Origin of the sequence: Sphingomonas liriopis (assembly GCF_024211255.1) — a bacterium.
GTDB lineage: Bacteria > Pseudomonadota > Alphaproteobacteria > Sphingomonadales > Sphingomonadaceae > Sphingomonas > Sphingomonas liriopis.
Genome location: NZ_JAMLDY010000006.1, coordinates 117,525 through 142,070, shown reverse-complemented (window position 1 = coordinate 142,070; position 24,546 = coordinate 117,525). Strand labels below are relative to the sequence as shown.

General features: G+C 68.2%; 25 protein-coding genes and 1 tRNA gene. 14 read left to right on the top strand and 12 right to left on the bottom strand.

All coding sequences use genetic code 11. The annotated features are described in order from the left end of the window. Window positions 1-3: 3 nt before the first annotated feature. Together M9979_RS06640 and M9979_RS06635 are read left to right on the top strand one after the other, a co-directional pair. On the top strand, window positions 4-2,436 hold the full coding sequence (locus M9979_RS06640; protein ID WP_254288546.1) for an ATP-binding protein: 2,433 nt from the start codon (window positions 4-6) through the stop codon (window positions 2,434-2,436). A 55-nt stretch (window positions 2,437-2,491) separates the two neighbouring features. After that, on the top strand, window positions 2,492-2,881 hold the full coding sequence (locus M9979_RS06635) for a response regulator (protein ID WP_254288545.1): 390 nt from the start codon (window positions 2,492-2,494) through the stop codon (window positions 2,879-2,881). A 298-nt stretch (window positions 2,882-3,179) separates the two neighbouring features. Here the strand turns inward: M9979_RS06635 and M9979_RS06630 are convergent, their stop codons facing one another. Continuing rightward, a complete protein-coding gene (locus tag M9979_RS06630) occupies window positions 3,180-4,022 on the bottom strand; it encodes a methyltransferase domain-containing protein (RefSeq protein ID WP_254288544.1) in 843 nt (280 codons plus the stop codon). Window positions 4,023-4,064: 42 nt separating this feature from the next. Between M9979_RS06630 and M9979_RS06625 the strand changes: the two genes are divergently transcribed. From M9979_RS06625 to M9979_RS06605, 5 genes are all read left to right on the top strand, one after another. Then, window positions 4,065-4,820, top strand: coding sequence for a ComF family protein (locus M9979_RS06625; protein ID WP_254288543.1), 756 nt, complete (start codon window positions 4,065-4,067; stop codon window positions 4,818-4,820). A gap of 31 nt (window positions 4,821-4,851) precedes the next feature. After that, on the top strand, window positions 4,852-5,109 hold the full coding sequence (gene grxC, locus M9979_RS06620; protein WP_254288542.1) for a glutaredoxin 3: 258 nt from the start codon (window positions 4,852-4,854) through the stop codon (window positions 5,107-5,109). Between the two features lie 9 nt (window positions 5,110-5,118). Continuing rightward, window positions 5,119-5,940 (top strand): carbon-nitrogen hydrolase family protein, encoded by an 822-nt coding sequence (locus tag M9979_RS06615; RefSeq protein WP_254288541.1) that lies wholly within the window; start codon window positions 5,119-5,121, stop codon window positions 5,938-5,940. Beyond that, a complete protein-coding gene (locus M9979_RS06610) occupies window positions 5,937-6,368 on the top strand; it encodes a DUF1178 family protein (protein WP_254288540.1) in 432 nt (143 codons plus the stop codon). Before M9979_RS06615 ends, M9979_RS06610 begins: the two co-directional genes overlap by 4 nt. A 63-nt stretch (window positions 6,369-6,431) precedes the next feature. Then, window positions 6,432-6,508: transfer RNA gene (locus M9979_RS06605), tRNA-Arg, on the top strand. Window positions 6,509-7,169: 661 nt separating this feature from the next. Here the strand turns inward: M9979_RS06605 and M9979_RS06600 are convergent. The 3 genes from M9979_RS06600 to M9979_RS06590 all read right to left on the bottom strand — a co-directional run bounded on the left by M9979_RS06600 (window position 7,170) and on the right by M9979_RS06590 (window position 10,725). Then, window positions 7,170-7,430, bottom strand: coding sequence for an SWIB/MDM2 domain-containing protein (locus tag M9979_RS06600; protein ID WP_254288539.1), 261 nt, complete (start codon window positions 7,428-7,430; stop codon window positions 7,170-7,172). A gap of 47 nt (window positions 7,431-7,477) precedes the next feature. Further along, window positions 7,478-7,681, bottom strand: coding sequence for a hypervirulence associated TUDOR domain-containing protein (locus tag M9979_RS06595; RefSeq protein ID WP_254288538.1), 204 nt, complete (start codon window positions 7,679-7,681; stop codon window positions 7,478-7,480). Window positions 7,682-7,764: 83 nt separating this feature from the next. Then, the gene (locus M9979_RS06590) at window positions 7,765-10,725 is read right to left on the bottom strand and encodes a TonB-dependent receptor (protein WP_254288537.1); all 2,961 of its coding nucleotides are present in this window, start codon (window positions 10,723-10,725) and stop codon (window positions 7,765-7,767) included. Window positions 10,726-10,945: 220 nt separating this feature from the next. Between M9979_RS06590 and folE the strand changes: the two genes are divergently transcribed. From folE to M9979_RS06575, 3 genes are read left to right on the top strand one after another with little or no spacing between them, the layout of a single operon-like run. Continuing rightward, window positions 10,946-11,572 (top strand): GTP cyclohydrolase I FolE, encoded by a 627-nt coding sequence (gene folE / locus M9979_RS06585; protein WP_254288536.1) that lies wholly within the window; start codon window positions 10,946-10,948, stop codon window positions 11,570-11,572. Further along, window positions 11,572-12,318: an SDR family oxidoreductase gene (locus M9979_RS06580; RefSeq protein WP_254288535.1), complete on the top strand. Its 747-nt coding sequence runs from the start codon at window positions 11,572-11,574 to the stop codon at window positions 12,316-12,318. Before folE ends, M9979_RS06580 begins: the two co-directional genes overlap by 1 nt. Continuing rightward, complete coding sequence (locus tag M9979_RS06575; RefSeq protein ID WP_254288534.1) at window positions 12,311-12,691, top strand: dihydroneopterin aldolase; 381 nt, start codon at window positions 12,311-12,313, stop codon at window positions 12,689-12,691. The genes M9979_RS06580 and M9979_RS06575 overlap by 8 nt, the downstream gene beginning before the upstream one ends. Here M9979_RS06575 and M9979_RS06570 read toward each other — a convergent pair. Together M9979_RS06570 and leuA are read right to left on the bottom strand one after the other, a co-directional pair. Next, entirely contained in the window at window positions 12,669-13,181 is a 513-nt protein-coding gene (locus tag M9979_RS06570) for a hypothetical protein (RefSeq protein WP_254288533.1), read from the bottom strand. The genes M9979_RS06575 and M9979_RS06570 overlap by 23 nt on opposite strands. 93 nt (window positions 13,182-13,274) lie before the next feature. Then, window positions 13,275-14,930, bottom strand: a complete 1,656-nt coding sequence (gene leuA, locus M9979_RS06565; protein ID WP_254288532.1) for a 2-isopropylmalate synthase — start codon at window positions 14,928-14,930, stop codon at window positions 13,275-13,277. A 285-nt stretch (window positions 14,931-15,215) separates the two neighbouring features. Between leuA and M9979_RS06560 the strand changes: the two genes are divergently transcribed. Beyond that, the gene (locus tag M9979_RS06560; protein ID WP_254288531.1) at window positions 15,216-15,608 is read left to right on the top strand and encodes a BLUF domain-containing protein; all 393 of its coding nucleotides are present in this window, start codon (window positions 15,216-15,218) and stop codon (window positions 15,606-15,608) included. A 30-nt stretch (window positions 15,609-15,638) separates the two neighbouring features. Here the strand turns inward: M9979_RS06560 and M9979_RS06555 are convergent, their stop codons facing one another. The 5 genes from M9979_RS06555 to miaA all read right to left on the bottom strand — a co-directional run bounded on the left by M9979_RS06555 (window position 15,639) and on the right by miaA (window position 21,006). Beyond that, window positions 15,639-16,256 carry a YceI family protein gene (locus M9979_RS06555; RefSeq protein ID WP_254288530.1) on the bottom strand — a complete coding sequence of 206 codons (618 nt, stop codon included), beginning with the start codon at window positions 16,254-16,256 and terminating at the stop codon, window positions 15,639-15,641. Between the two features lie 192 nt (window positions 16,257-16,448). Next, window positions 16,449-17,510, bottom strand: coding sequence for a ketol-acid reductoisomerase (gene ilvC / locus M9979_RS06550; RefSeq protein ID WP_340689054.1), 1,062 nt, complete (start codon window positions 17,508-17,510; stop codon window positions 16,449-16,451). Between the two features lie 114 nt (window positions 17,511-17,624). Next, complete coding sequence (gene ilvN, locus M9979_RS06545; RefSeq protein WP_254288528.1) at window positions 17,625-18,140, bottom strand: acetolactate synthase small subunit; 516 nt, start codon at window positions 18,138-18,140, stop codon at window positions 17,625-17,627. A gap of 111 nt (window positions 18,141-18,251) precedes the next feature. After that, a complete protein-coding gene (ilvB, locus tag M9979_RS06540) occupies window positions 18,252-20,009 on the bottom strand; it encodes a biosynthetic-type acetolactate synthase large subunit (protein WP_254288527.1) in 1,758 nt (585 codons plus the stop codon). A 64-nt stretch (window positions 20,010-20,073) separates the two neighbouring features. After that, a complete protein-coding gene (gene miaA / locus M9979_RS06535; protein WP_254288622.1) occupies window positions 20,074-21,006 on the bottom strand; it encodes a tRNA (adenosine(37)-N6)-dimethylallyltransferase MiaA in 933 nt (310 codons plus the stop codon). Between miaA and serB the strand changes: the two genes are divergently transcribed. Further along, window positions 21,005-21,883, top strand: coding sequence for a phosphoserine phosphatase SerB (serB, locus tag M9979_RS06530; RefSeq protein ID WP_254288526.1), 879 nt, complete (start codon window positions 21,005-21,007; stop codon window positions 21,881-21,883). The genes miaA and serB overlap by 2 nt on opposite strands. Window positions 21,884-22,091: 208 nt before the next feature. Here serB and M9979_RS06525 read toward each other — a convergent pair whose 3' ends face one another. Beyond that, window positions 22,092-23,138 carry an SPOR domain-containing protein gene (locus M9979_RS06525; RefSeq protein WP_254288525.1) on the bottom strand — a complete coding sequence of 349 codons (1,047 nt, stop codon included), beginning with the start codon at window positions 23,136-23,138 and terminating at the stop codon, window positions 22,092-22,094. Between the two features lie 157 nt (window positions 23,139-23,295). Here M9979_RS06525 and M9979_RS06520 point away from each other — a divergent pair, with 157 nt between their 5' ends. Then, window positions 23,296-24,018, top strand: a complete 723-nt coding sequence (locus M9979_RS06520; protein WP_254288524.1) for a ParA family protein — start codon at window positions 23,296-23,298, stop codon at window positions 24,016-24,018. Between the two features lie 3 nt (window positions 24,019-24,021). Then, window positions 24,022-24,546, top strand: coding sequence for a hypothetical protein (locus M9979_RS06515; protein ID WP_254288523.1), 525 nt, complete (start codon window positions 24,022-24,024; stop codon window positions 24,544-24,546).

The following is a 24,546-nucleotide window of genomic DNA, read 5'->3' as shown; positions in this document are numbered from 1 at the left end:
TCGATGCGGTTCCGGGGGGGACTGATCGGGGGTCTTGCATTGCTGATCGCTGCGATTGCGCTGCCCGCCGCGGGGCAGGGAACGGGCGTACGCGACAGGTTCGACGTGCTCGTGGCGGATGCCAAGGCGGCGATGCTCACCGATCCGCACCTGACCGTCGACAAGGCGGAGGAAGCCGAGCGGCTGGCGGGGCGACAGCGCGCGTCGGACGGCCGCCTGTTGATGCAGGCGACGGCATTCTGGCTGCACGGCGAGGCGCTGATGCGGCTCAACGAGGTGCCGCGCGCCAAGCCACTGATCGCGCAGGCGGTGCGCATCGCGACGCGCATTGCGCCGGGATCGAAATTGCAGGGTGATGCGCTGCTCGCCAGCGGCTGGATCAACACCGTGCAAGCCGATGTCGCCGACGCGCTGAACGATTATCAGAACGCCTATGCGATCTTTCGCAAGCTGGGCGACACGCGCAGCCAGTCGAAGGCGCTGCAATCGATCGGCTCGCTCTACAGCGGCGGCAACGATTACACCAACGCGCTGAAATATTTCGATCAGGCGCTGGGACTTTACCAGTCGGATCCGATGCTGGCGCTGTCGCTCTACAACAACCGGGGCAGCGCGATGAAAGCGCTGGGCCGTTTCGATGAGGCGGAGGCGCAGTTCGGCAAGGCGCTGGCAATAACCCAACAGATGCACAGCCCGCTGCTGCGCGTCATGGTGCTGGGCAACATCGCCGAAACCCGCCTGTCGATGGATGACGTCCGGGGTGCGGAGCGCGCGATCGACGAGGGACTGCGCCTGTCTACGCGCGGCGAAGGGGCGGGGTATCGCAAGCTCCTGATCGCACTGGCGGCGCAGGCCGCGTTCCAGCGCAGCGATCTGGACCGCGCCGCAACGCTGATCGGCGAACGGTTCGCGGACGGCGACTTCTCGCGATCGACGCTGATCGACCGCGAAGCGCATCGCACCGCCTACACGATCTATCGGGCGAACGGCGAACACGATCGGGCGCTCCAGCATCTCGTCGCGCTCAAGCGGCTCGACGACGAGGCGACGACGCTGGCGCGATCGACCAATGCGGCGCTGATGGCGGCGCGGTTCGATTTCGCCAACCAGGAACTGAAGATCGCCAGCCTGCAGCGCGACGAGGCGCGGCGCAACGTCGCCTACGAACAGACGCGGACGCGAACGCAGCGCAACATCTTCCTCGGCGCGGCGGCGACGGCGGCGATCGTCATGGCGCTGCTCGGTTTCGGGCTGGTCACGCTGCGCCGCAGCCGCAACCAGGTGCGCGCCGCCAACGACGATCTCGCCGTCACCAACACCGCGCTCGGCAAGGCGCTCGCCGCCAAGACCGAATTCCTCGCGACGACCAGCCATGAAATCCGCACGCCGCTCAACGGCATCCTCGGCATGACGCAGGTGATGCTCGCCGATCCGCGCATCGCCGGCGCGACGCGCGACCGGCTGGCGGTGGTGCACGGCGCCGGCGTGACGATGCGCGCGCTGGTCGACGATATCCTCGACGTCGCGAAGATGGAAACGGGCAATCTGGTGATCGAGGCGGCACCGTTCGACCTCGCCGCGATGCTGCGCGAATCGACGCGGCTGTGGGAGGATCAGGCGACGGCAAAGGGCCTCGCCTTCCACCGTGACCTGACCGCGTGCCCGACGATGGTCGTCGGCGATGCGGCGCGGCTGCGGCAGATCGTGTTCAACCTGATGTCCAATGCGCTGAAGTTCACGCCGCAGGGCAGCGTGACGCTGGAGGTGGCGGCGAGCGCGGCGGATCGGCTGCGCATCGTCATCGCGGATACCGGCGTCGGCATCGCCGCCGACAAATGCGAGGCGATCTTCGAATCGTTCCGGCAGGCGGATACCAGCACGACGCGTCAGTTTGGTGGCACAGGGCTGGGCCTCGCGATCTGCCGCAACCTCGCGCGGGCGATGGGCGGCGACGTCGCGGTGGCAAGCGTGCCCGGGCAGGGCGCGCGGTTCATCGTCGATCTGCCGCTCGTGCTGGCGGATGCGCCGCCGGTTGTACCGCCGGCCGCGACGCCCGATCTGCTCGTCGTCGACGGCAATCCGATCACGCGCGCGATGCTGCGCACGCTGATGGCGCCGCATGCCGGCGACGTTGCTGCGGTCGGCAATCTGGACGATGCGCTCGCCGCGTTGGCGGTCGGGGGTGTTCGCCGGATGGTCGTCGATGCTGCGGTGATCCACGCCGGCGGCGATTCGCGCGCCGCGGTCGGACGGCTGGTCGAGGCGGCACGGGGCGCGGCTATCACCATCCTGTGGCCGGCGGGCAGCGACGCGGAACGCGCGTGTTTTGCCGCCGATCCGCGCTTCGCGAGCGTGGTAAAGCCGATCAGCGGCGCGGCGCTCGTCGCGGCGGTATGCGCGCCATGCGATGCAGCGCTTGTAACGCAGGCGGCATGAAGCGTAGACGCGAGATCATGTTGGCGCCCCAAACCCTTGCAACCCGGCCCGCGCGATGAACGTCCTGTTCATCGAGGACGACCGGATGAACCGCCGGGTCGTGCGTGACATGCTCGACGTCGCCGGCGCGACCATGGTGGAGGCCGAAAGCGCCGAAGCCGGACTGGCCGCGCTCGACGCGCAGGATTTCGACATGCTGCTCGTCGACCTGCGCATGCCGGGCATGGACGGCATCACCGCGATCCGCCACATCCGAGCCCGCGACGATGCCAAGGCGCAGGTGCCGATCATCGTCATCACCGCCGACACCGCGCTCGACCTGCGCGAACGCTGCCTCGCGGCGGGGGCGGACGAAGTGCTGTTCAAACCGGTGGCGATGGACGCGCTGTTCGAGGCGATGGGGCGTATCCTGGCGCAGGATCCCGACGGCGGAATGCTCGCTTAGGGCCGATCGGCATGGAAGTGCGGTGACGAGATATTCCCTCCCCCTGGCGGGCAGGGCAATCGCATATGACCAAGGGGCCAGTCAGAAGCCCAGCATACTCCGTCACCCCGGACGTGTTCCGGGGTCCACGGCACGGCAAGCGTGGCGCTTTAACCTCTTTTCGGGCGCGTGCGGCCCGGTGGACCCCGGACCAAGTCCGGGTGACGAAGGATTAAGGGAGCCGTCAGCCGATCCGTCATAGGCAATGGCCCTGCCCTGGCGGGAGAGGAATCCTTTGCGATGCCGAAGGTCGCCCGCCTCAGGAGCCGCCGGTGCGTAGCGCGGCGGCGAGCGAGGCGGTGGCGCTTCCGCGGCGGGCGGGCTGCGGTTGCGAGGCGTCGGGCGCCCAGCCGGTGACGAAGACGATCGCGAAGCGTTCGGTGGTGCGCCCGTCGGGCCCCGCCGCGTCGGCGAAGGCGGCGGCGGCGCGGGCGAGCGTGTCGCGCGTCATCGCGGTGCGCGCGGTCAGGATGTTGCTCGCCGCCATGCCGCGCAGATCGTCGAGCAAGCGGCCGAGGCTGGCGTAGCGGACGTCGAGCGTCTCGACATCGGCGACCGGCAGCGTAAAGCCGGCGCGCACCAGCAGGTCGCCCGCCGAGCGCACGTCGACCTGCGGATGCAGCCGCGCGGCGGGCCGTTCGCCCTCCGCGACGCGCAACGCCGCGCGCAACGCCGGCAGGCTGCCGCCGCCTAGGAATGCGCCCAGGAACACGCCATCGGGCCGCAGCGTCCGGCGGATCAGCGACAGCGCGCCGGGCAGGTCGCCAACCTGGTCGAGCACGCCCGCGCTGACCACCGCGTCGAAACTGGCGTCGGCGAACGGCAGGCGGTCCTCGTCGGCCTGCACGCCGCCGACGCGGCGCGCGAAACCGAAGCCGGGATCGACCCGCGCGATGTGGGCGCCGGGCACGGCGATTCCCGCATCAGGGGTACCGATGTCGAGCACGTCGGCGAAGGTCCGTTTCACCACGTCCAGCCGTTCGAGCAGGCCATCGACCATCACGTCGCGCAGGAAGGCGTGCGCCGGATAATCGCCCGCCGCGGCGCGATCCCGGCGATGGCGGCGCGCGTGGCGATCGAAGATGTCGGCGGGGGCGTTCACGCGCCGGCTTGTGCCCGCTGCGGCGGCGGGCGACAAGCGGTCATGACGGCCACCGCCGCCCATATCGTCCGGCTCGCCCGCCACGGCGCGGGGCACCTCGTCGCGCTGGCCTTGCCGCCGCGCTGCCCCGGCTGCGGCGTGCCGGTCGCCGCCGATCATCGCTTCTGCGCCGCCTGCTGGAGCGGGCTGCACCTGCTCGGGCCGCCGTGGTGTGCGGGATGCAATTTGCCGTTCTCTTTCGATCGTGGCCCCGGCGCGTGCTGCGCCGCCTGCCTCGCCGATCCGCCGCGTCATGCCGGGGTGCGCGCCGCGGTCGCCTATGGCTCGGTCGCGCGGCAGCTGGCGTTGAAGCTGAAATATGGCGGCCGGATCGGCGTCGCCGCCACGATGGCGGAGCGGATCGTACCGGTGATGCCGGCGGGGCTCGACCTGCTGGTGCCGGTGCCGCTGCACCGCTGGCGGCTGTGGTCGCGCGGCTACAACCAGGCGGGGCTGATCGCGGCGGCGTTGCAGCGGCGGATGGGCCTGGCGCACGATCCGTTTGCGCTAGTGCGGCGGCGGGGGACCGCGGTGCTGCGCGGCCTCGGCCATCGCGGCCGGCGACAAGCGGTGGCCGGCGCGTTTGCGGTGCCCGATCCGGCGCGGGTCCGGGGCAAGGCGATCGGGCTGGTCGACGACGTCTATACCAGCGGTGCGACCGCGGCGGCGTGCACGCGCGCGCTGCTCGCGGCGGGTGCGGCGTCGGTCACCGTGCTGTGCTGGGCGCGCGTGATCGCCGACGGGGAGGGCGGCGATTGACAAGCGGCGCCCGAGCCCACACCTCAAGCGCATGGCAAAGGTCGAAATCTACACCAAGGCATTCTGTCCTTATTGTTCGCGCGCGATGCGCCTGCTCGCCGACAAGGGCGTGGCGCCCCAGGAATATGACATCACGATGGGCGGGCCGCAGCGGCAGGAGATGATCCAGCGTGCGCAAGGCCGGACCACCGTGCCACAGGTCTTCATCGACGGCCGCCATATCGGCGGATCGGACGATCTCGCCGCGCTGGACGCACGCGGGGGGCTCGACCCGCTGCTCGCAAGCTGATCGATCGCGATGCGGATCGCGCTGTTGCAGATGACGAGCGGGATCGATCCCGCCGTCAACGCCGCCGACCTGCGCCACGGCATCGCCGCGGCGGCGGCGAACGGCGCCGGGATGGTGTTCGCGCCCGAGATGGCCGGGCTGATCGACCGCGATCGCGCGCGCGCGGCGGCGTCGATCCATGCCGAGTGCGACGACCCGGTGCTGACGATTGTCCGCGAGGCGGCGGCGAAGGCGGGCATCTGGGTGCATCTCGGCTCGCTGGCGGTGCGGGGCGAGGATGGCCGGTTCGCCAATCGCGCCTTCGTCATCGACGCCGACGGGGCGATCCGTGCGCGCTACGACAAGCTGCACCTGTTCGACGTCGATCTGCCGACCGGCGAGAGCTGGCGCGAATCCGCCGCTTATGCCCCCGGCGAGAGCGCGGTCGTCGTCGATACGCCGGCCGGCGCGCTGGGCCTGTCGATCTGTTACGACCTGCGTTTTCCAGCTCTGTACGCCGCGCTGGCCGGGGCGGGGGCGCAGGTGCTTGGCATCCCAGCCGCCTTCACCCGCCCGACCGGTCTTGCGCACTGGCATGCGCTGCTGCGCGCCCGCGCGATCGAGACGGGGTGCTTCGTCGTGGCGGCGGCGCAGACCGGTGCGCATGAGGATGGACGCATCACGTATGGTCATTCGCTGGTCGTCGATCCGTGGGGCGACGTGCTGCTCGACATGGGCGACGCGCGCGGGCTGGGGCTCGCCGAGTTCGACCTTGCGCGGATTGCCGAGGTGCGCGGGCGGATTCCCGTGCTGGAGCACGCCCGCAGGATCCCTGCGGTGACGCGGGCGTGATCGTCTTCGACCTGCGCTGCACCACCGGGCATGTGTTCGAAGCGTGGTTCGGGTCGAGCGCGGCCTACGATGCGCAGGCGGCGGCGGGGCAGGTCGCCTGTCCGCTTTGCGGCGATACCGGCGTCGGCAAGGCGGTGATGGCGCCGGGCATTCCCGCCAAGGGCAACCGCCGCGGCGACGCCCCGCCGCCGGTCGCGATCAAGGACGCGCTGCGCCGGCTCGCCGCACGACAGGCGAAGGCGCTGGAAGGGTCGCAATGGGTCGGCAGCGACTTCGCCACCCGCGCGCGGGCGATGCACGACGGCAGCGAGGCCAACGCCCCGATCCACGGCCAAGCGAGCGTCGCCGAGGCCAAGGCGCTGGTCGAGGAGGGCGTGCCCGTTGCGCCGTTGCCACTGCCGGTGGTGCCGCCCGAAAAGGCGAACTGATCGGCGCCCTGCCGCGGGGCGGGGCTGGACCGGCCGCGCGGCCGCCGGTATCAGGCGGCGAGTGGCCCCGTAGCTCAGCAGGATAGAGCGCCAGATTCCTAATCTGTAGGTCCCGCGTTCGAATCGCGGCGGGGTCACCACCGGTTTTCTTGCGCTGCCCTGTTCGGGGAGCGACGAAACGTGCGGTTGCTGCGTTATACGCCCGTCGCGGCGGGAGAACCCATTTCGTGCTCGTCACACGATCCCGCCGCGGCACAATGCGTCAAGCGCCCGGCTGCCAACCCCTTGCTTTCCCTATGCGTCAGCCCCACATCGGAGATGGTACGGCGGTTCCGGGCCTCCCCCCGTTGCTCCCGCCGTGCCACCCCACCGCCATATCGCCGACCGCCAGCTGCCTGTCTCGATTTGCAAAAATGTGGACACAATTGGCTGCTAGGCCGCCGGTCCTCAGGGGTGGGAGAATCGACATGGACGCTATGGATGGCCCTTCGCGGGCTGCACGGATTGCGATGCATTATGGCGCGGCCGCGTCGTCGCGGAGCCGCTGAGCGATGCGTCCGCTGACCTTCTGGCTGTATGTCGCTGCCGGTGCGATCATGATCATCGCTTCGGCGATCGCGTTGCCGTTCATTCCCGCGCGCTCGCGCTGAGCCCGGCCGTTCGGCCACCGCGGCTGGCTGAACCTTTCGAAGTACAACCATATTCGCTGACTGGCCGGGCGCCGTCAGCCGGTATTCGGAATGAACGGGAACATCGCCGGCCGCTGAAGGCGCGATGCTCCCGTTGCGAATTCCGTGTCGATCAGGCCTTCACGTGCTGCGCGATGTACTTGTTCATCTCGAACATGGTCACCTTGTCGCGGCCGAAGACCTTCTTGAGCTTTTCGTCCGCCAGGATCTCGCGCTTGTTCTCGGGATTCTGCAGGTTGTTGGACTTGATATATTCCCACACCTTGCTGATCACCTGGCTGCGCGGCAGCTTCTCGTTGCCGACGACCGCCCCGAGCTCGGGGGAGGGTTGCACGGGGGCGTGGATGCCGCCGGTCTTGGGTGCAGTAGCCATCGCATTCCTTCCTGTTTCGCCGGGGTCGATCCCCGGGCGCTGAGAGTTTACGCCTTCTTGAGCGCGCTCGCCTTGTGCGCCGCCTTTCCTCCGTTGTCACTCTTTACGATGAACTGCGGCTCGTCGGGGGAGGCGCGGACGGTGTGCCCCTTGATCTGGGTATCCTTGGTCTGCTTCTTTTCCACCGTCCCGTGCGCGGTGCCGCCATGGCTTTTCCATGTCACGGTATCGCCGGCCTTTGGCTCGGTCATCGTCGCTCTCCTGCCGTTGTGTGCCCTATCAAGCGATCGGGCGGCGAAACGGTTGCAGAACGGCGACGTCGCCGATCCTTGGCTCAGAACTTGAACCCGACCGCCGCGCCGTAGCGACGCGGTTCGATCGTGAAGATGTTGGTGTAGAGGCCCGACGACTGGTCGGCGACCGCCTGTCCGGTGATCGCGTCGTTGTCGGTCAGGTTCTGCACGAACGCGCGCAGGTAGAAACGGTCGTCGGGCGCGTTGAGCTGGATCTGCGCATTGACCACCTCATAGCCCGGCACGCGATCGACGTTGAGGTTGAACACGCTCGCCGAGAAATTGCCGGTATAGTTGAGGTCGACGCGCGGTACGACGCTCCAGCCGCCGGCGAAATCGGCGGTATATTGCGCGCCCACCGACCATTTGTAGGTCGGTGCCTGCGGCAGCTTGTTGCCGTTCAGCCCGACCGCGACGCCGTCGGTGACCGTCACCGGCGTGTTGGTCGCCGCCGCCTGCGCCTGCAGCACCGAACAGATGCCGAAGGCGCCGGTCGTGCCCGTGCCGCTGATCGCGGTCGGTGCGCGCAGCCCCACCCCGGCGTTGACCGCGGTGACGAAGCCGTTCGCCACCGCTGCGCCGCCGGCGTTGGGGATGACGACGCAGTTCGACGCGTTGGTGATGTCCTTGATGATGACCGTGTCGGTGCGGCCGCCCGAGGGCAGGCGCGGGTTGATGAGCGCCTTGTTCCCCGTGATCTCGGTGTGCAGGTAACTGGCGTTCATGTTGACGACGAAGCGCGGCACCGGCGCGATCACCGCCTCGGCCTCGACGCCGTAGATATTGGCGTCGACATTGTCGTTCACCGCCGTGCGCGCGACGATGCGACTCAGCTGCAACCCCTTGTATTTGTAATAGAAACCGGTGACGTTCAGCCGCAACGCGCCGGACAGGAACGTGTTCTTCGACCCGATCTCGAACGCGTCGACCTGTTCGGGCGTGAAGACGGTCGGGACCGAGAAGGTCGCGGCGACCGGCGGGTTGATGCCGCCCGATTTGTAGCCGCGCGAATAGGAGGCGTAGAGCAGCTTGTCGTCGTCGATCTTGTAATCGAACACGGCGCGCCCGGTCAGCTTTCCAAATGTGACGTCGCGAAACGCATAGGCCTGCGTGCCGGCGGTTGTCGGGTCGAAGTCGACCGCGGCATAGTTCAGCCCGCTCTCGATCCCGCTGGCGCCATAGGGCGTCAGCACGTTGAGCGTCAGGTTGCGCGCCTGCACCGATTTCTGGTCGTGGTTGTAGCGCAGGCCCAGCGTCAGCTTGGCGCGATCGCTGAACTTGAAATAGGTCTCGCCGAAGATGCCGTAGGATTTCAGGCGGAAGCGCTTGGTGTCGTTGCGATAGAAGGGCGAGCCGAGGAAGGCGTTGCCGTTCACGCCGGGGATCGCCGCGGACGATGCCGCGCCCAGGATGCCCGAGGCGTAATCGAGCCCGAAGGCGTTGACGAAATAGTCGTTGTCGCGGCTGAGGCTGTCCAGATAGATGCCGCCCAACAGGAAGTTGAACGCGCCGTCGAACTGGCTGTCGATATGCGCTTCCGCGGAGAATTGCCGGTTGCTGATCCGCGACCGGTCGAAGTCGAGGCTCTGCGGGAAACAGCCGACGCTGCTGCCGCCATAGACGCCGACGTTGCGCGGATCGGCCGCCGACTGGCAGACGCCGCCCGCCGGGCCGTTGGGGATCAGCGTCTGGCGCACGCCGTTGAGGAACGGCGCCGCGCCACCGGTGCGCCCGAAGGCGTTGAGCGCGGCGAGGCCGGGATTGGCCGCGAGTGACCCCTCGACGGCGAGGTTATAGTCGACCGTGCTGTCGACCGAATTGCGCGTATAGCCACCGGTGAAGTTGAAGCTGACGGGGCCGAAATCGTGGAAGATCTTGGCCGTATATTGCTCTTCGTCGGCGAAATAGGTCGGGTTGTAGTCGATGCGCACGGTGCGCACGTCGGCGGGATTGACGACGCCGGTATAGGGGTCGGTGCCGTACAGGCTCTGCAACGCGAACGGCGCGAGCGCGGCGTTGTTGACGCGGAAGAATTCGGTCGAGGTCAGCACCGCGGCCAGCGTCGACAGGCCGTTGGTCGTCTCGTAGCTCTTGGTATCGGGCAGGCAGCCGAGCACGCCGCTGGGATCGCGGTGGCACAGCTGCTTCTGGATGCGGCTACGATTGTCCTTTTCGCGGAAATAATAGCCGATCAGGTCGATGCGCGTGTCGCTCGACGGCTCCCACGACAGCGTACCGCGGATCGAGTAGAGGTCGCGCCCGTCGATGCGGCTGTTGTCGTAGGTGTTGAACGTATAGCCGTCGCGCTTCAGATAGGTGCCCGCGACGCGGATGCCGAGCGTGTCGCCGAGTGGCAGGTTGAACATCGCGCGCGCGCGCTTCGAATCGTAATTGCCGTATTCGAATTCGCCCGCGGCGTGGACACCGCTGAGATCGGGCTTGGCGGTGATGAAATTGACCACGCCCGACGTCGCGTTGCGCCCGAACAGCGTCCCCTGCGGCCCGCGCAGCACCTCGACGCGTTCGAGATCGAAGAACTCGCTCTCGAACAGGCGGGTGGTCGACAGCGGCATGTCGTTGACGTGGATCGCGGTCGCCTGGTCGCAGGTCGCGCCGACGCACAGGTCGCCGACGCCGCGGATGGTAAAGCTCGACGTCGTATAGCCCGTCTTGGTGAAGGTGATGCTGGGCAGCGACTGTTGCAGCGCGATCGGGTTGACGATCTGCTGCTTTTCGATGTTGTCCGCGCTGAACGCGCTGACCGCGATCGGCACATCCTGCAACCGCTGCGACTGGCGCTGGGCGGTGATGACGATGTCGCCGATGGTGTTCTCCGCCGAAGCCGCGTTGGGATCGACGCTCTGCGTCGAGCGCGCCTCCTGGCCGGGGCCGTTGGCGGGTGCCGTATTCTGCGCGGACGTGGTATCGGCGGTCTGTGCGGCGGCGGGAATCGCCGGCATCATGACGAGGGCCGATGCGGCGAGCAGTTCGAACTTCTTCATGATGGCGACCTCTCCCTGCCGCTCGTTCGGTCTGGCGCCGGCGATGCGGACGTTCCTGTTTCGGGTATGGTCAAACTGCCCCCGACGGATTTCCGCGTCAATCGAATTCTGTCAGCGTAAAAGGCCGCTCGCAGGGTGCCGGTGCGACATGGACCGGTTGCAAAATTGAACCTAAGGTTGGGTGCATGTGTAGCGTAACGACGGATGAAAGGGTGACGGGATGACGGATCGGCAAGCCTCGCCGACGGATGGCGACCTGGTCGAAGCGACCGATGCCATGGCGATCCCGGCGGAGGTCACCGCGGCGATCGCCACGCTGATCCGCTGGGCGGGCGACGATCCGACGCGCGAGGGGCTGGTCGACACGCCGCGCCGCGTCGCCAAGGCGTGGCGCGAATATTGCGCCGGCTATGGCGACGATCCGGCCAGGCACCTCGAGCGCGTGTTCGAGGAGGTCGGCGGCTATGACGAGATCGTGCTGCTGAAGGACATTCCGTTCCAGTCGCATTGCGAGCACCACATGGCGCCGATCATCGGCAAGGCGCACATCGCCTATCTGCCGCGCGACCATGTCGTCGGGATCAGCAAGCTGGCCCGCGTGCTGCACGGCTTCGCGCGGCGGCTGCAGGTGCAGGAGCGGCTGACCGCGGAGGTCGCCGACTGCATCTGGGACAATCTGAAGCCGCAGGGCGTCGCGGTGGTGATCGAGGCGAGCCACGCCTGCATGACCGCGCGCGGCGTGCGCACGCCCGGCGTATCGATGGTGACCAGCCGGATGATGGGCGTGTTCCGCGACGACGAGCGCAGCCGCAAGGAGGTGCTCGCGCTGATGGGCCTGCGCAGCTGATGAGCCGCGCCGTGCTCGTCACCGGCGGCGCGAAGCGGCTCGGCGCGGCGATCGCGCGTGCCTGTGCGCAGGCGGGCTGGCGGGTGGTGATCCACTACGGGCGATCCGCCGCCGAAGCGCGGGCGCTGGCGGCCGAGTTGGGCGGGGTGTGCGTCGATGGCGATCTGGCCGACAGCGCGGGTGCGGCGGCGCTGTTCGCTCGCGCGCGCGACGCGGCGGGCGGGCCGATCGCGGCGTTGGTCAACAGCGCCTCGGCATTCGAGTTCGACCGGCCGGAGGCGATCGACGCGGGACTCGCGGCGCGGCTCCATGCGATCAATGCGGTGACGCCGGCGATACTCGCCGCGGCGCTCGCCGCGCAGGAGGATGTGGAGGAGGGGGCGGTGGTCAATCTGCTCGACCAGAAGCTGGCCAATCCCAACCCCGATTTCTTCAGCTATTCGCTGTCGAAATATGCGCTCGCCGGCGCGACCGAGTTGCTGGCGCAGGCGCTGTCGCCACGAGTGCGGGTCAACGCCGTCGCCCCCGGCATAACCTTGCCGAGCGGCGGCCAGAGCGAGGCCGAGTTCGCGGCCGTCGCCTCCGACAATCTCCTCCGCCGCCCGGTCGGCGCGGCGAACGTCGCCGAGGCGGTCGTCTATCTGCTCGGCGCGCGCAGCGTTACCGGGCAGACGCTGTACGTCGACGCCGGCCAGCGCTTCGTGAGGAGCGACCGCGACGTGATGTTCGGAGGAGCGGATGGCTGAATATACCACGATCCTCGACGGGCTGGAGGTCGCGATGCGCCTCGGCATCCATCCCCACGAAGCCGCGCCGCAACGCGTGCGCCTGTCAGTCTGGATGACGGTCGATTACCCGACGCCGCCGAACGCCGACCGGATCGACGAGGTGCTCGACTACGACTTCCTCCGCGACGGCATCCGCGCGATGGCCGACGGGCCGGGGTTTGCGCTGCAGGAGACGCTGGTCGAGGCGGTGGCGGCGCTGTGTCTGGCGGACGCGCGGGTGCGGGAGGTGCGGGTGCGGTCGATGAAGCTGGACGTGTACCCGGATGCTGCGGTGGGGTGTGAGGTGGTGCGGGGGCGGCGATTGATCGTTAGCCGCCGTTCATCCGGCTAAACACATAAGCCCGACCACCAGCGGTATCATCGAGCAATTGGACTTTGCGCGGTCGGGTTGGGTCGTCGAGACGCAGTTTCAACGCGTGGGCATCTGACCTAGTCACGAACTCTTGACCCGAAGCTCCTACGTATGACTTGGGCAGCACGTAAGGGCCTTCCTTATCCTGTTCGACAACGTAGCTAACTCGTTGATTTGCAACGGTCATGGTCCCGTTTTTCAGGATGATCGTGCCACAGCAGTCGTTCGAATATGATCCGTTTGCGATGCTAGTCTGCAAACGCGGCTCGCCGGTCAGTGTAATGTATGTCCACGCGCAGAAGACGGCGGCGACGACGATGATTCCAACGGTCTTGCTTGCGTTCACGGGACTTATCTTAACCAGCCGATGAATATCCACAAGCGGGTGTAAGAAGACGACACCCAAGTTCGCGAAGCGCTCGCCCTCACCCTTCCGCGGCTGCGGGCCCCATGAAAGTAGCACTTTCATGGGATCCCTTCGCCGCTCCCTCCCTCTCCCGGCGGGAGAGGGAAAGACGCCGGAAGCGGCGAAGGGTGAGGGCGGGGGCGTGAACTCCGGAGGTTATGCCCGGTTTGCCGCGCTGAGCACGGCGCGCACGCTCGCTGTCGCGATGTCGGTGTCCATGCCGACGCCGAAGACTGTCCGTCCATCGGCGGTGCGGCATTCGACATAGGCGGCGGCCTGCGCGTCGGCGCCGTGGCCGATCGCGTGCTCGCTGTAGTCGACGACGTCGAGGTCGGGGCCGGTCTCGCCGAGCGCGGCGATGACGCCCGAGATCAGGCCGTTGCCGCGGCCGGAGATCGAGCGTTCCTCGCCGTCCACGGAGACGCGGCCGACGAACAGGCGGTCGCCGGCGCTGCCGCTTTCCTCATAATCGCGCAACGCGAAGCGGTCGGTCGGGCGGGGGAGGTAGGTCGCTTCGAACCGGCCCCAGATGTCGGCGGCGCCGAGTTCGCGGCTGGTCTCGTCCGCGAGTGCCTGGACGTGGCGGCTGAAATCGGCCTGCAGGCGCTTGGGGAGTTTCAGGCCCTTGTCCTGTTCGATCACCCAGGCGACGCCGCCCTTGCCCGACTGCGAATTGACGCGGATCACCGCTTCGTAGCTGCGCCCCAGATCGGCGGGATCGATCGGGAGGTAGGGGACTTCCCACAGTTCGTCGTTGCGCGCGCTTTGCGCCGCGAAGCCCTTCTTGATCGCGTCCTGATGGCTGCCCGAGAAGGCGGTGAACACCAGATCGCCGGCATAGGGCGTGCGCGGATGCACGGGGATGTTGGTGCAATAGTTGATCGTGTTGACGATTCCGTCGATGTCGGAAAGGTCGAGCCCGGGCGACACCCCCTGCGTGTACATGTTGAGCGCGACGGTCACGAGGTCGCAATTGCCGGTGCGTTCGCCATTGCCGAGCAGGCAGCCTTCGACGCGATCGGCGCCCGCCATCAGCCCCAGCTCCGCCGCGGCGACGCCGGTGCCGCGGTCGTTGTGCGTGTGCAGCGAGATCACGACGCTGTCGCGATTGGGGATGTTGCGGCCGAACCATTCGATCTGGTCGGCATAGACGTTGGGCGTCGCGCACTCGACCGTCGCGGGCAGGTTGAAGATGATCGGCTTGTCCGGCGTCGGGCGCAGCACGTCCATGACCGCCGCGCAGACCTCGAGCGAGAAATCGAGCTCGGCGGTCGAGAAGGTTTCCGGGCTGTATTCGAAGCGCCAGTCGGTGCTGGGGCGCTTGGCCGCTTCGTCGCGGAGGATCTGCGCGCCCTCGACCGCGATCCGCTTCACCTCGTCGCGGGTCATGCCGAACACGATCTTGCGCCATGCCGGCGAAACCGCGTTGTAGAGGTGGACGATCGCCTGCTTCGCGCCGTCCAGCGACGCGAAGCTCGTCTCGATCAGGTCGCGGCGCGATTGCGTCAGCACCTGCACGAACACGTCGTCGGGGATGCGGCCGGTCTTCACCAATCCGCTGATGAAGTCGAATTCGGTCGCGCCGGCCGAGGGGAAGCCCACCTCGATTTCCTTGAGGCCGACCTTGACGAGCAGGTCGAACAGGCGCGTCTTCTTTTCGGCGTCCATCGGGTCGATGAGTGCCTGGTTGCCGTCGCGCAGGTCGGTGGACAGCCAGCGCGGTGCCTGCGTGATGACGCGCGAAGGCCACTGCCGGTCGGGCAGGTCGATGGTCGGGAAGGCGCGGTATTTGGTCGATGGATCGCGGAGCATGTGTCGGTCCCGTCTTGGCGCCGCGGACCCTATCGGTCACGCGCGGCGAAGGTGGCGCTGAAGCGTTATCCGGCCCTTAGGGGAGCGTGCACGAGCAACCGCCGCCCTAAGGGCGGATAAGTCGAAGAAGGGTGCGGGCGCGGTCCATGCTGCGTCGGGTAATGACGGAGTGATGCGCGCTTGTCCACCCGTTCCGGCCCGCTGCGGCGCGGCGGCGTTGACCGATCGATAACCCCTTGGATCGTAAGGCCTTCGCCGAAACCATAAGAGCGGGAGCGGGGGCCGATGCGCCAGATCGTCTATATCAGCAGCATGCGCCGGCAGGCGGCGATCGATCCCGCCGCGATCCTCGGCCAGTCGCGGCGCAACAATGCGCGGGCGCGAATCACCGGGCTGTTGTTCTTCGACGGCAAGCGCTTCCTCCAGGCGCTGGAGGGCGAAGAGGCCGCGGTCGATGCGGCCTTTGCGCGAATCCAGGCGGACGACCGGCATCATGCGCTGGTCGTGCTGTCGGATCGCACGATCGCGGTGCGCGAGTTCGGCGAATGGGCGATGGCCTATGCCACGCCGGGCGAGGCGGGCGATGCGCTGGAGCAGGTGATGCGGCTGTCGATGGGAGCCGATCCGGCGGTGCGCGGAACCTTCGCCGGCTTCGCGCAGGTGCGGGCGGCGGCGTAGCGGCAAGCCGCTCCCGCCGCCCGGACAGGCCTATTGCGCGGCGAACGCGGCGTGGATGTGGAGCTTGACCGTGTCCGACACGACCGGGGCATAGGCACCGACGCCGAAGTCGCTGCGCAGGATCGTCGCGGTGCCGTTGAAGCCGAAGTTGAGCTTCTTGCTCATCGGGTTGGCGCCGGCACCGATGAAGGTCGCGTCGATCGTCACCGGCCTGGTCTGGTCCTTGATCGTCAGATTGCCGGTGATCGTCGCCTTGTTGCCGGCGCGCGGGGTGATCGCGGTCGAGACGAAGCGCGCGGTCGGATATTTCGCCGCGTCGAAGAAATCGGGCGACTGGAGGTGCTTGGCGAAGGGCGCTGCGGTGACGGCGACATCGGCGATCCGGAAGGTCACGTCGACCTTCGCGGCGGCGGGTTTGGCGGGATCGATCGTGATCGATCCGGTCGAGGCGCCGAACATCCCCTGCAGCATCGAGAAGCCCATGTGGTTGACCTCCCACGACACCTGCGTGTGGTTGGGATCGACCGGATAGGTGCCGGCCGGGACCTTGGCGGTCGGCTGGCCGGGCTGGCCGGGGACGGTGGGCACGATCTGGGCGATCGCGGGAACGGCGGCCGTGGCGAGCACGGCGGCGAGGATGAGGCGCATGGATGGTCTCCCTGAAATGATAGCGGGTTTGACCATAACGCCTGCGGCACGAAAAGTGCCGGTTTCCGAAACGGAGGGTTTTGTGGAAGCGTCACCCTCACCCTATCGCCGCCTTCGGCGTCTCTTCCCTCTCCCGGTGGGAGAGGGAAGGAGGCGCGAAGCGCCGGAAGGGTGAGGGTGAGCGCGAACCGCTTAGTTCTTGTCCTTGTCGACCAGCTTGTTGGCGCCGATCCACGGCATCATCGCGCGCAGTTCGGTGCCGACCTTCTCGATCGGATGCGCGGCGGCCTGCTTGCGGCTGGCCTTCAGCTCGGGCTGGCCGGCGCGGTTGTCGAGGACGAAGTTCTTGACGAAGCGGCCCGACTGGATGTCGGCGAGGACGCGCTTCATCTCGGCCTTGGTCTCGTCGGTGATGATCCGCGGGCCCGTCACGATGTCGCCGTATTCGGCGGTGTTGCTGATCGAATAGCGCATGTTGGCGATGCCGCCCTCGTACAGCAGGTCGACGATCAGCTTGGTTTCGTGGAGGCATTCGAAATAGGCCATCTCGGGCGCATAGCCCGCCTCGGTCAGCGTCTCGAACCCGGCCTGGATCAGGTGGGTGATGCCGCCGCACAGCACCGCCTGCTCGCCGAACAGGTCGGTCTCGCATTCCTCGCGGAAGTTCGTCTCGATGATCCCCGAGCGACCGCCGCCGACGCCGCTCGCATAAGCGAGCGCGACGTCGTGCGCGTTGCCGCTCGCGTCCTGGTGGATCGCGATCAAGCAGGGGACGCCGCCGCCGCGGACGTATTCCGAACGCACGGTGTGGCCGGGGCCCTTTGGCGCGATCATGATGACGTCGATGTCCGCGGGCGGCTCGATCAGGCCGAAATGCACGTTGAGGCCGTGCGCGAAGGCGAGCGCCGCGCCGGGCTTCATGTTGCCCTTCAGATCGGTGTCCCAGATCGCCGCCTGATGCTCGTCGGGGGCGAGGATCATGACGATGTCGGCCCAGGCGGCCGCTTCCTTGTTCGACAGCACCTTGAAGCCGGCGTCGATCGCCTTCTTCGCGGTCGCCGAGCCTTCGCGCAGCGCGATCGCGACGTCCTTGACCCCGCTGTCGCGCAGGTTCTGCGCGTGGGCGTGCCCCTGGCTGCCGTAGCCGACGATGGCGATCTTCTTGTCGGTGATGAGGTTCAGATCGGCGTCGCGATCGTAATAGACCTTCATGATATTCCCTTTGCTACTCTCCCTCTCCCGTTGGGAGAGGATACGGAGACTTGGCAGCGGGCTGCCTAGTCGAAGTTGTTGAGGGTGATGAGCCGGTCGCCCTCACCCTTGCGCGCCTTTGGCGCTCCCTCCCTCTCCCGGTGGGAGAGGGAAATTTCAGGCCGCCTCTTTGCCGCGGGCGATGGCGACGATGCCGGTGCGGGCGACCTCGATCAGGCCGACTTCACCCATCAGCTCGACGAACTTGTCGATCTTGTCGATGCCGCCGGTCACCTCGAACACGAAGCTGGTCGTCGTCGCATCGACGACGCGGGCGCGGTAGACGTCGGCGAGGCGGAGCGCCTCGATACGGTGGTCGCCGGTGCCACGCACCTTGATGAGTGCCAGCTCGCGTTCGACATGCGCACCCTGCGCGGTGAGGTCGGTGACCTTGTGGACGGGCACCAGCCGGTCGAGCTGGGCGATGATCTGTTCCATCGTCGCCGGGCTGGCGCTGGTGACGATGGTGATGCGGCTGACCGACTTGTCGGCGGTGATCTCCGACACCGTCAGGCTCTCGATATTATAGCCGCGCGCGGTGAACAGGCCGGCGATCCGGGCGAGAATGCCCGGTTCGTTGTCGACGATGACCGCCAGCGTGTGGCGTTCGGTGGCTTCGGTCTTGATGTGCATTGAACCTCTTCCCCCCTCCCGCTTGCGGGAGGGGTAGGGGGTGGGAAAGCCACGGGCGGGCCGGCTGGTGGACAGGCCCACCCCCAGCCCCTCCCGCAAGCGGGAGGGGAGTTACACCAGCGCCTTGGCCTCGTCGTCCATCGTGCCGGACACTTCGTTGGCCTGCAGGATCATGTCGGTATGCGCCGCGCCCGACGGAATCATCGGGAAGCAGTTCGCCAGTTTGGCGACGCGGCAGTCGACGATCACCGGGCCGTCATGGTCGAGCATCGCGGCGATGCCGTCGTCCAGCTCGCCGAGCGTCTCGATGCGGATGCCCTTCCAGCCATAGGCTTCGCCCAGCTTCACGAAATCGGGCAGGCTGTCCGAATAGCTTTCGGCATAGCGGCTCTCGTAGGTCAGCTCCTGCCACTGGCGGACCATCCCCATATATTCGTTGTTGAGGATGAAGATCTTGACCGGCAGCCGGTATTGCGTTGCCGTCGCGAGCTCCTGGATGTTCATCTGAATGCTGGCCTCGCCGGCGATGTCGATGACCAGCGCCTTCGGATTGCCGAGCTGCGCGCCGATCGCGGCGGGCAGGCCGTAGCCCATCGTGCCGAGGCCACCGCTGGTCAGCCATTTGTTGGGTTTCTCGAAGCCGAAATGCTGCGCTGCCCACATCTGGTGCTGGCCGACCTCGGTCGTGATGATCGGATCGCGGGCGTGCGTCGCCTCCCACAGGGCACGCACGGCACGCTGCGGCATGATCGCCTCGCCCGTCTCGGGAAAGCTCAGGCTCTGCCGGTCGCGCCAGCCCGCGATGCGGCTCCACCATTCGCGCGTGTCGGGCTTGGGATGCTGGCGCGCCTTCCAGATGCGCACCATATCCTCCATCGCGTGGCCGGCGTCGGCGATGATGGCGAGATCGACGCGCACGTTCTTGTTCACGCTCGACCGGTCGATGTCGATATGGACCTTACGGCTGTTCGGGCTGAACGCGTCCAATCGCCCGGTGACGCGGTCGTCGAAGCGGCTGCCGATCGCGACGATCAGGTCCGCCTGGTTCATCGCCATGTTGGCTTCGTACGTCCCGTGCATGCCGAGCATGCCGAGGAACTGGTCGGACGAGGCGGGGAAACAGCCGAGGCCCATCAGCGTCGAGGTCACCGGCGCACCGGTGATTCGCGCCAGCTCGGCGAGCAGTTGCGATGCCGCCGGACCCGAATTGATGATGCCGCCGCCGGTGTAGAGGATCGGGCGTTCGGCCGCGGCGAGCATGTCGACGACCTGCTCTATCTGGCTCTGCGGCGCCTTCACCTGCGGGCGATAGGTCTTGTGCTGGGTCGGGCCGGGCTTGGCGTAGCGCGCGGTGGCGACCTGGACGTCCTTGGGGATATCGACGACAACCGGGCCGGGGCGGCCCGACGTGGCGATGTGGAACGCCTCGTGGATCGTCGGGCCCAGCTTCGCCGGGTCCTTCACCAGATAATTGTGCTTGGTACAGTGGCGGGTGATGCCGACCGTATCCGCCTCCTGAAAGGCGTCGGTGCCGATCAGCGTGGTGGGCACCTGACCGGTGATGACGACCATCGGGATCGAATCGAGCAGCGCGTCGGTGATGCCGGTGACCGCATTGGTCGCGCCGGGGCCGGAGGTGACGAGGACGACGCCGGGCTTGCCGGTCGAGCGGGCATAGCCTTCCGCCGCGTGCGTCGCCGCCTGTTCGTGGCGGACGAGGATGTGCTTGATCCGCGCGCCGTTCGCATTGGCGCGGAACATCGCGTCGTAGATCGGCAAGACCGCCCCACCGGGGTAGCCGAACACGACCTCCACGCCGAGATCGCACAGCGCCTCGACCAGGATGTCTGCTCCGCTCTTTTCGCCCACGGCTCGTCTCCAACTCGACAACAGGAAAATGCTGCGGTGCGGGTAGCGAGCGGAATTGCGAGGGTCAACCCTTTTCAAGCAATAAACTTGCTATAGCGGCATTCAATTGGTTCGAATCTGTCGTGCGAGCCCATCTCTCGGGCGGTTGGTTACGGAACCACGTATATTGTCGCTTGGCGTAGCGGCGGGTGTCGAGTTGCACCTGCGCCAGCGCCGCGGCGCGATCGATCGGCCCGTGGAGATAGGCGGCGAGCGGCGACACGCCGATCGCGCGGCGGATCGGCGCGTCGGCAGGCACGTCGTCGCGGGCGAGCAGGGCCGCGACCTCATCGATCGCGCCCGCCGCGAACATCGTTTCGCAACGTGCGTCGATCCGCGCGATCAGCGCATCGCGATCGGGCAGCAGGATCGCGGCGGCGAGGGTGATGGCATTGCCGATGCCGCCGACCCGCTCCGCCTGCCATGCGGCGAGCGGTCGTCCGGTCGCGCGTATCACCTCGAGCGCGCGCGCGACGCGCGTGGTGTCGGCGGGGGCGAGGCGGGCGGCGGCGGCCGGGTCCTCGGCGGCGAGCAGGCGGTGCGCCTCGGCGACGGGCAGCGCACGCACCGCGGTGCGGACGGCCGGGTCGATGGCGGGGACGGGGGCGATGCCGTCGACCAGGGTGCGCAGGTACAGGCCGGTGCCGCCGACGAGGATCGGCAGCTTGCCCGCCGCATGAACGTCCGCGATCGCGACGCGCGCCTCCGCCGCCCAGCGCGCGGCGGAATAGCCGGCGTCGGCGGCGTCGACATGGCCGAACAGGCGGTGCGGCACCTGGGCTTCCTCGTCGGCGCTCGGGCGGGCGGTGAGGATGCTGAGGTCGGCGTAGACCTGACTCGCGTCGGCGTTGATGACGACGCCGTCATGGGCCTCGGCGAGGCGGATCGCCGCGGCGGACTTGCCGCTGGCGGTCGGCCCTGCGATGAGCGCGACCCTTGGTTTCGGGGAGACGGCGATGTTCACGGCGACGCTTATAGGCGAGGCGCTGGCACGAGGCGACCTGTCGGTGGCGGCGGATCGGCTCGCTGCGGCGGGCTGCGCGCCCGGGGATGCGATATGGCTGGAGGAAGGTCGGGCGGCGGATATCGCCTTCGCCGCCGATCTCGCGGCGGCGCGCGAGGCGCTGGAAGGCGCGTTCGCAGGCAGCGACGTGGTCGTCCAGCCGACCGCGTCGCGGCGCAAGGCGCTGATCGTCGCCGACATGGATTCGACGATGATTACCGTCGAATGCATCGACGAACTGGCCGATTATGCCGGGATCAAGGCGGAGGTCGCGGCGGTGACCGAGGCGGCGATGCGCGGCGAACTCGATTTCGAAGGCGCGCTCGATGCGCGGGTGGCGTTGCTCGCGGGGCTCGACGAGGGCGTGATCGCGCAATGTCTCGCCGAGCGGGTGCGGATCATGCCGGGTGCCAAGGCGCTGGTCCGCACGATGCGCGCGAACGGGGCGGAGGCGGTGCTGGTGTCGGGCGGCTTCACCCGCTTCGCCGAGCCGGTCGCGGCGGAGATCGGTTTCGGGTCCGCCATCGCCAACGTACTGCTGATCGAGGACGGCCGGCTGACCGGCAAGGTAGCCAAGCCGATCGTCGGGTCGGCGACCAAGGAGGAGACGTTGCTCGCCGCGATCGCTGCGCGGGGGATCGATCCGGCGCTGAGCCTCGCGGCCGGCGATGGTGCAAACGATCTGGCGATGATCCGCCGGGCGGGGCTGGGGGTGGCCTATCATGCCAAGCCGATCGTCGCCGCCGCGGCGGGGGCGCGCGTGGATCATGGCGATCTGTCGGTGCTGCTGTACGCGCAGGGGTACGCGCGGAAGGAATGGGTGGAGGCGTAGGCCGGGCGTGTCGTCTGGCGTGCCCTTGCCCGCAGTATTGGTCCGACCTTCGCCTGACCACCCCCGTCACCCCGGACTTGTTCCGGGGTCCACTCCGCGGCGAGGCGAACGGCTTGAGTTCGAGCGATACGCTCGCGGCCCGGTGGACCCCGGAACAAGTCCGGGGTGACGAAGGAAGTGGGGCGAGCGACGGGGGCTCAGCCGCCGATTACGGCGCCACCACCACGCACGACACGCCCGATGCCGAACAGGCCTTCTGCGCCGCCGCCTTCGATGCGAAGCCGCTCGCCTGCAGGCGGATGACGTTGCCCGCCTTGGCATAGACCGGCTGCGCGCCGCCGAGCTTGCCGCGGACGCGCGACCATTGCGTCTGCGCGTTCGCCTGCGTGCTGAACGCGCCGAGCTGGATCTTCCACCCGCCGCCGGTCGCGGCAGGAGCCGGTGCCGGACGGGCCGGAGCCGGGCGCGAGTCGTGGTGGGCGATGCGGTCGTTGACCGGGCGATCCGGCGAGGGCGCGGGCACGCGTTCCGGCCCGCCGCGCGGCGGCAGCTTCTGCGGGCGCGGCTGATCGGCGGGCGGGCGCGATGGCGGCACGTCGGCGGTCGCGATCCCGCCGCGGCGCGGGGGCGTGGCGTCGATCGCCATCTTGCCGCCGCGGCCGCCGTCGATGGGGGCGTTGCGCACGTCCGCGGCGTAGCGCTGCGCCAGCGCGGTGCCGCGCTCGCGGTCGGCGGGGCTGATATATTGGTCCATCTGCGCCAGCGTCTCCGACGCGGACTTGAGGCCCGACTGCGACGCCAGCGTCATCAGCGCATAGGCGCGCGGGTAATCGCGCGGTACGCCGTCGCCGTTGAACAGCATCGTGCCGAGCACCAGCTGCCCGCGCGGTTCGCCGCGCGCGACCGACTTTTCGAGCCACGGCGCAGCCTCCGCCTTGCGGCCGGCCTGGAACAGCGCGAGGCCGTAATTGTCCTCCGCCTGATGGTGACCCTGCAGCGCCGCCTTGCGGAACCAGCTTTCGGCGAGCGCCGGGTCGAGCGGCACGCCGCGGCCGAGCTTGTACGCCTGGCCCAGGTTGAACTGCGCATCGGCATCGCCCGCCACCGCCGGCCCGCGCCACTGCGTCACCGCGCCGTCGAAATCGCCGCGGCCCCAGGCATCGACGCCCGCCTTGACGTTCTGCGCGCCTGCCGGTGCGCCGCCTGCAAGGCTTGCCGCCAGCAGGGCGCCTGCGATCCAACCCGTCTTCCGCATCTCGTTCACCCTCTTGAACCGTATCGGCGCATCATGCCCCGGCTTGGCGCCCGAGGCAAAGCGTCATCGCACGGCCCTCGCGACCATTAACCGGTTCTTAGGCGCGCTCTGGCAGGTGTCGGCGTGGAATAGCGGCAATTTTTCTTGAAGGGGGCCTATGCGCGTTCTCGCGATGGCATCGCAAAAGGGTGGATCGGGCAAGACGACCTTGTCCGGGCATCTGGCCGTGCAGGCCCAGATGGCGGGCTATGGCCCGGTCGTGCTGATCGACATCGATCCGCAGGGGAGCCTCGCCGACTGGTGGAACGAGCGGACGGCGGAATATCCCGCCTTCGCGCAGACCACCGTTGCGCGACTGCAGGCCGATCTCGAGGTGCTGCGCCAGCAGGGCTTCAAGCTCGCCATGATCGACACGCCGCCGGCGATCACCATGGCGATCCAGAGCGTCATCAACGTCGCCGAGCTGGTCGTCGTGCCGACCCGGCCGTCCCCGCACGACCTGCGCGCGGTCGGTGCCACCGTCGACCTGTGCGATCGCGCCGGCAAGCCGCTGATCTTCGTCGTCAACGCCGCGACGCCCAAGGCGCGGATCACCAGCGATGCCGCGGTCGCGCTGTCGCAGCACGGCACGGTCGCGCCGATCACCATCCACCAGCGCACCGATTTCGCCGCGTCGATGATCGACGGGCGGACGGTGATGGAGGTCGATCCCAAGGGCAAGTCCGCTACCGAGGTCGCGCAATTGTGGACCTATGTCGCCGACCGGCTCGAGAAGAATTTCCGCCGCACCGTGTTCAGCGTGCCGACCGCGAGCGGCGGGCCCGGCTTCGGCCAGCGTCCTGCCGCCAGCGGCTTCGGCCGCCGCGTGGTGGGGGGGTAAGCAATGTTCGGATCGACCAAGCCGATCGCCTCGCTGTCGTCCGGCCTGCTCGCCCGCAAGGGACAGGCGCGGCCGGCGATGCGCAGCCAGGGGTTCGGCGGTTTCGCCGGCGTCGGCCATAACGCCGATGACCTCGGCTGGAACGACATGGGGACCAACGTGCCGCCGCCGTCCGCACCGGAGCCGGTGCCCGCGGTGGTCGAACCGGTCGTGGCCGCGACCGACGTCGTGCCGACGGTGTTGGTCCAGCGCGAGCTGCTGGCATCCGAGATCGGATCGCCGAGCGCGGTGAAGTCCGTATCCGTCGCCACCGCGACGCGCATCCGGCGCGAGACGCAGCATGGCGGCAAGGCCGCCTTCACGCTGCGCGTCGATGCCGACCGTCACCTGCGGCTGCGCCTCGCGTCGGCGATCACCAACCGGTCCGCACAGGACCTCGTCACCGAGGCGCTCGACGCGCTGCTCGGTGCCGTTCCCGAGGTGGAGGCGCTCGTCGCGCAGCTGCCGCGGGCGAAGACCACGCGGTAA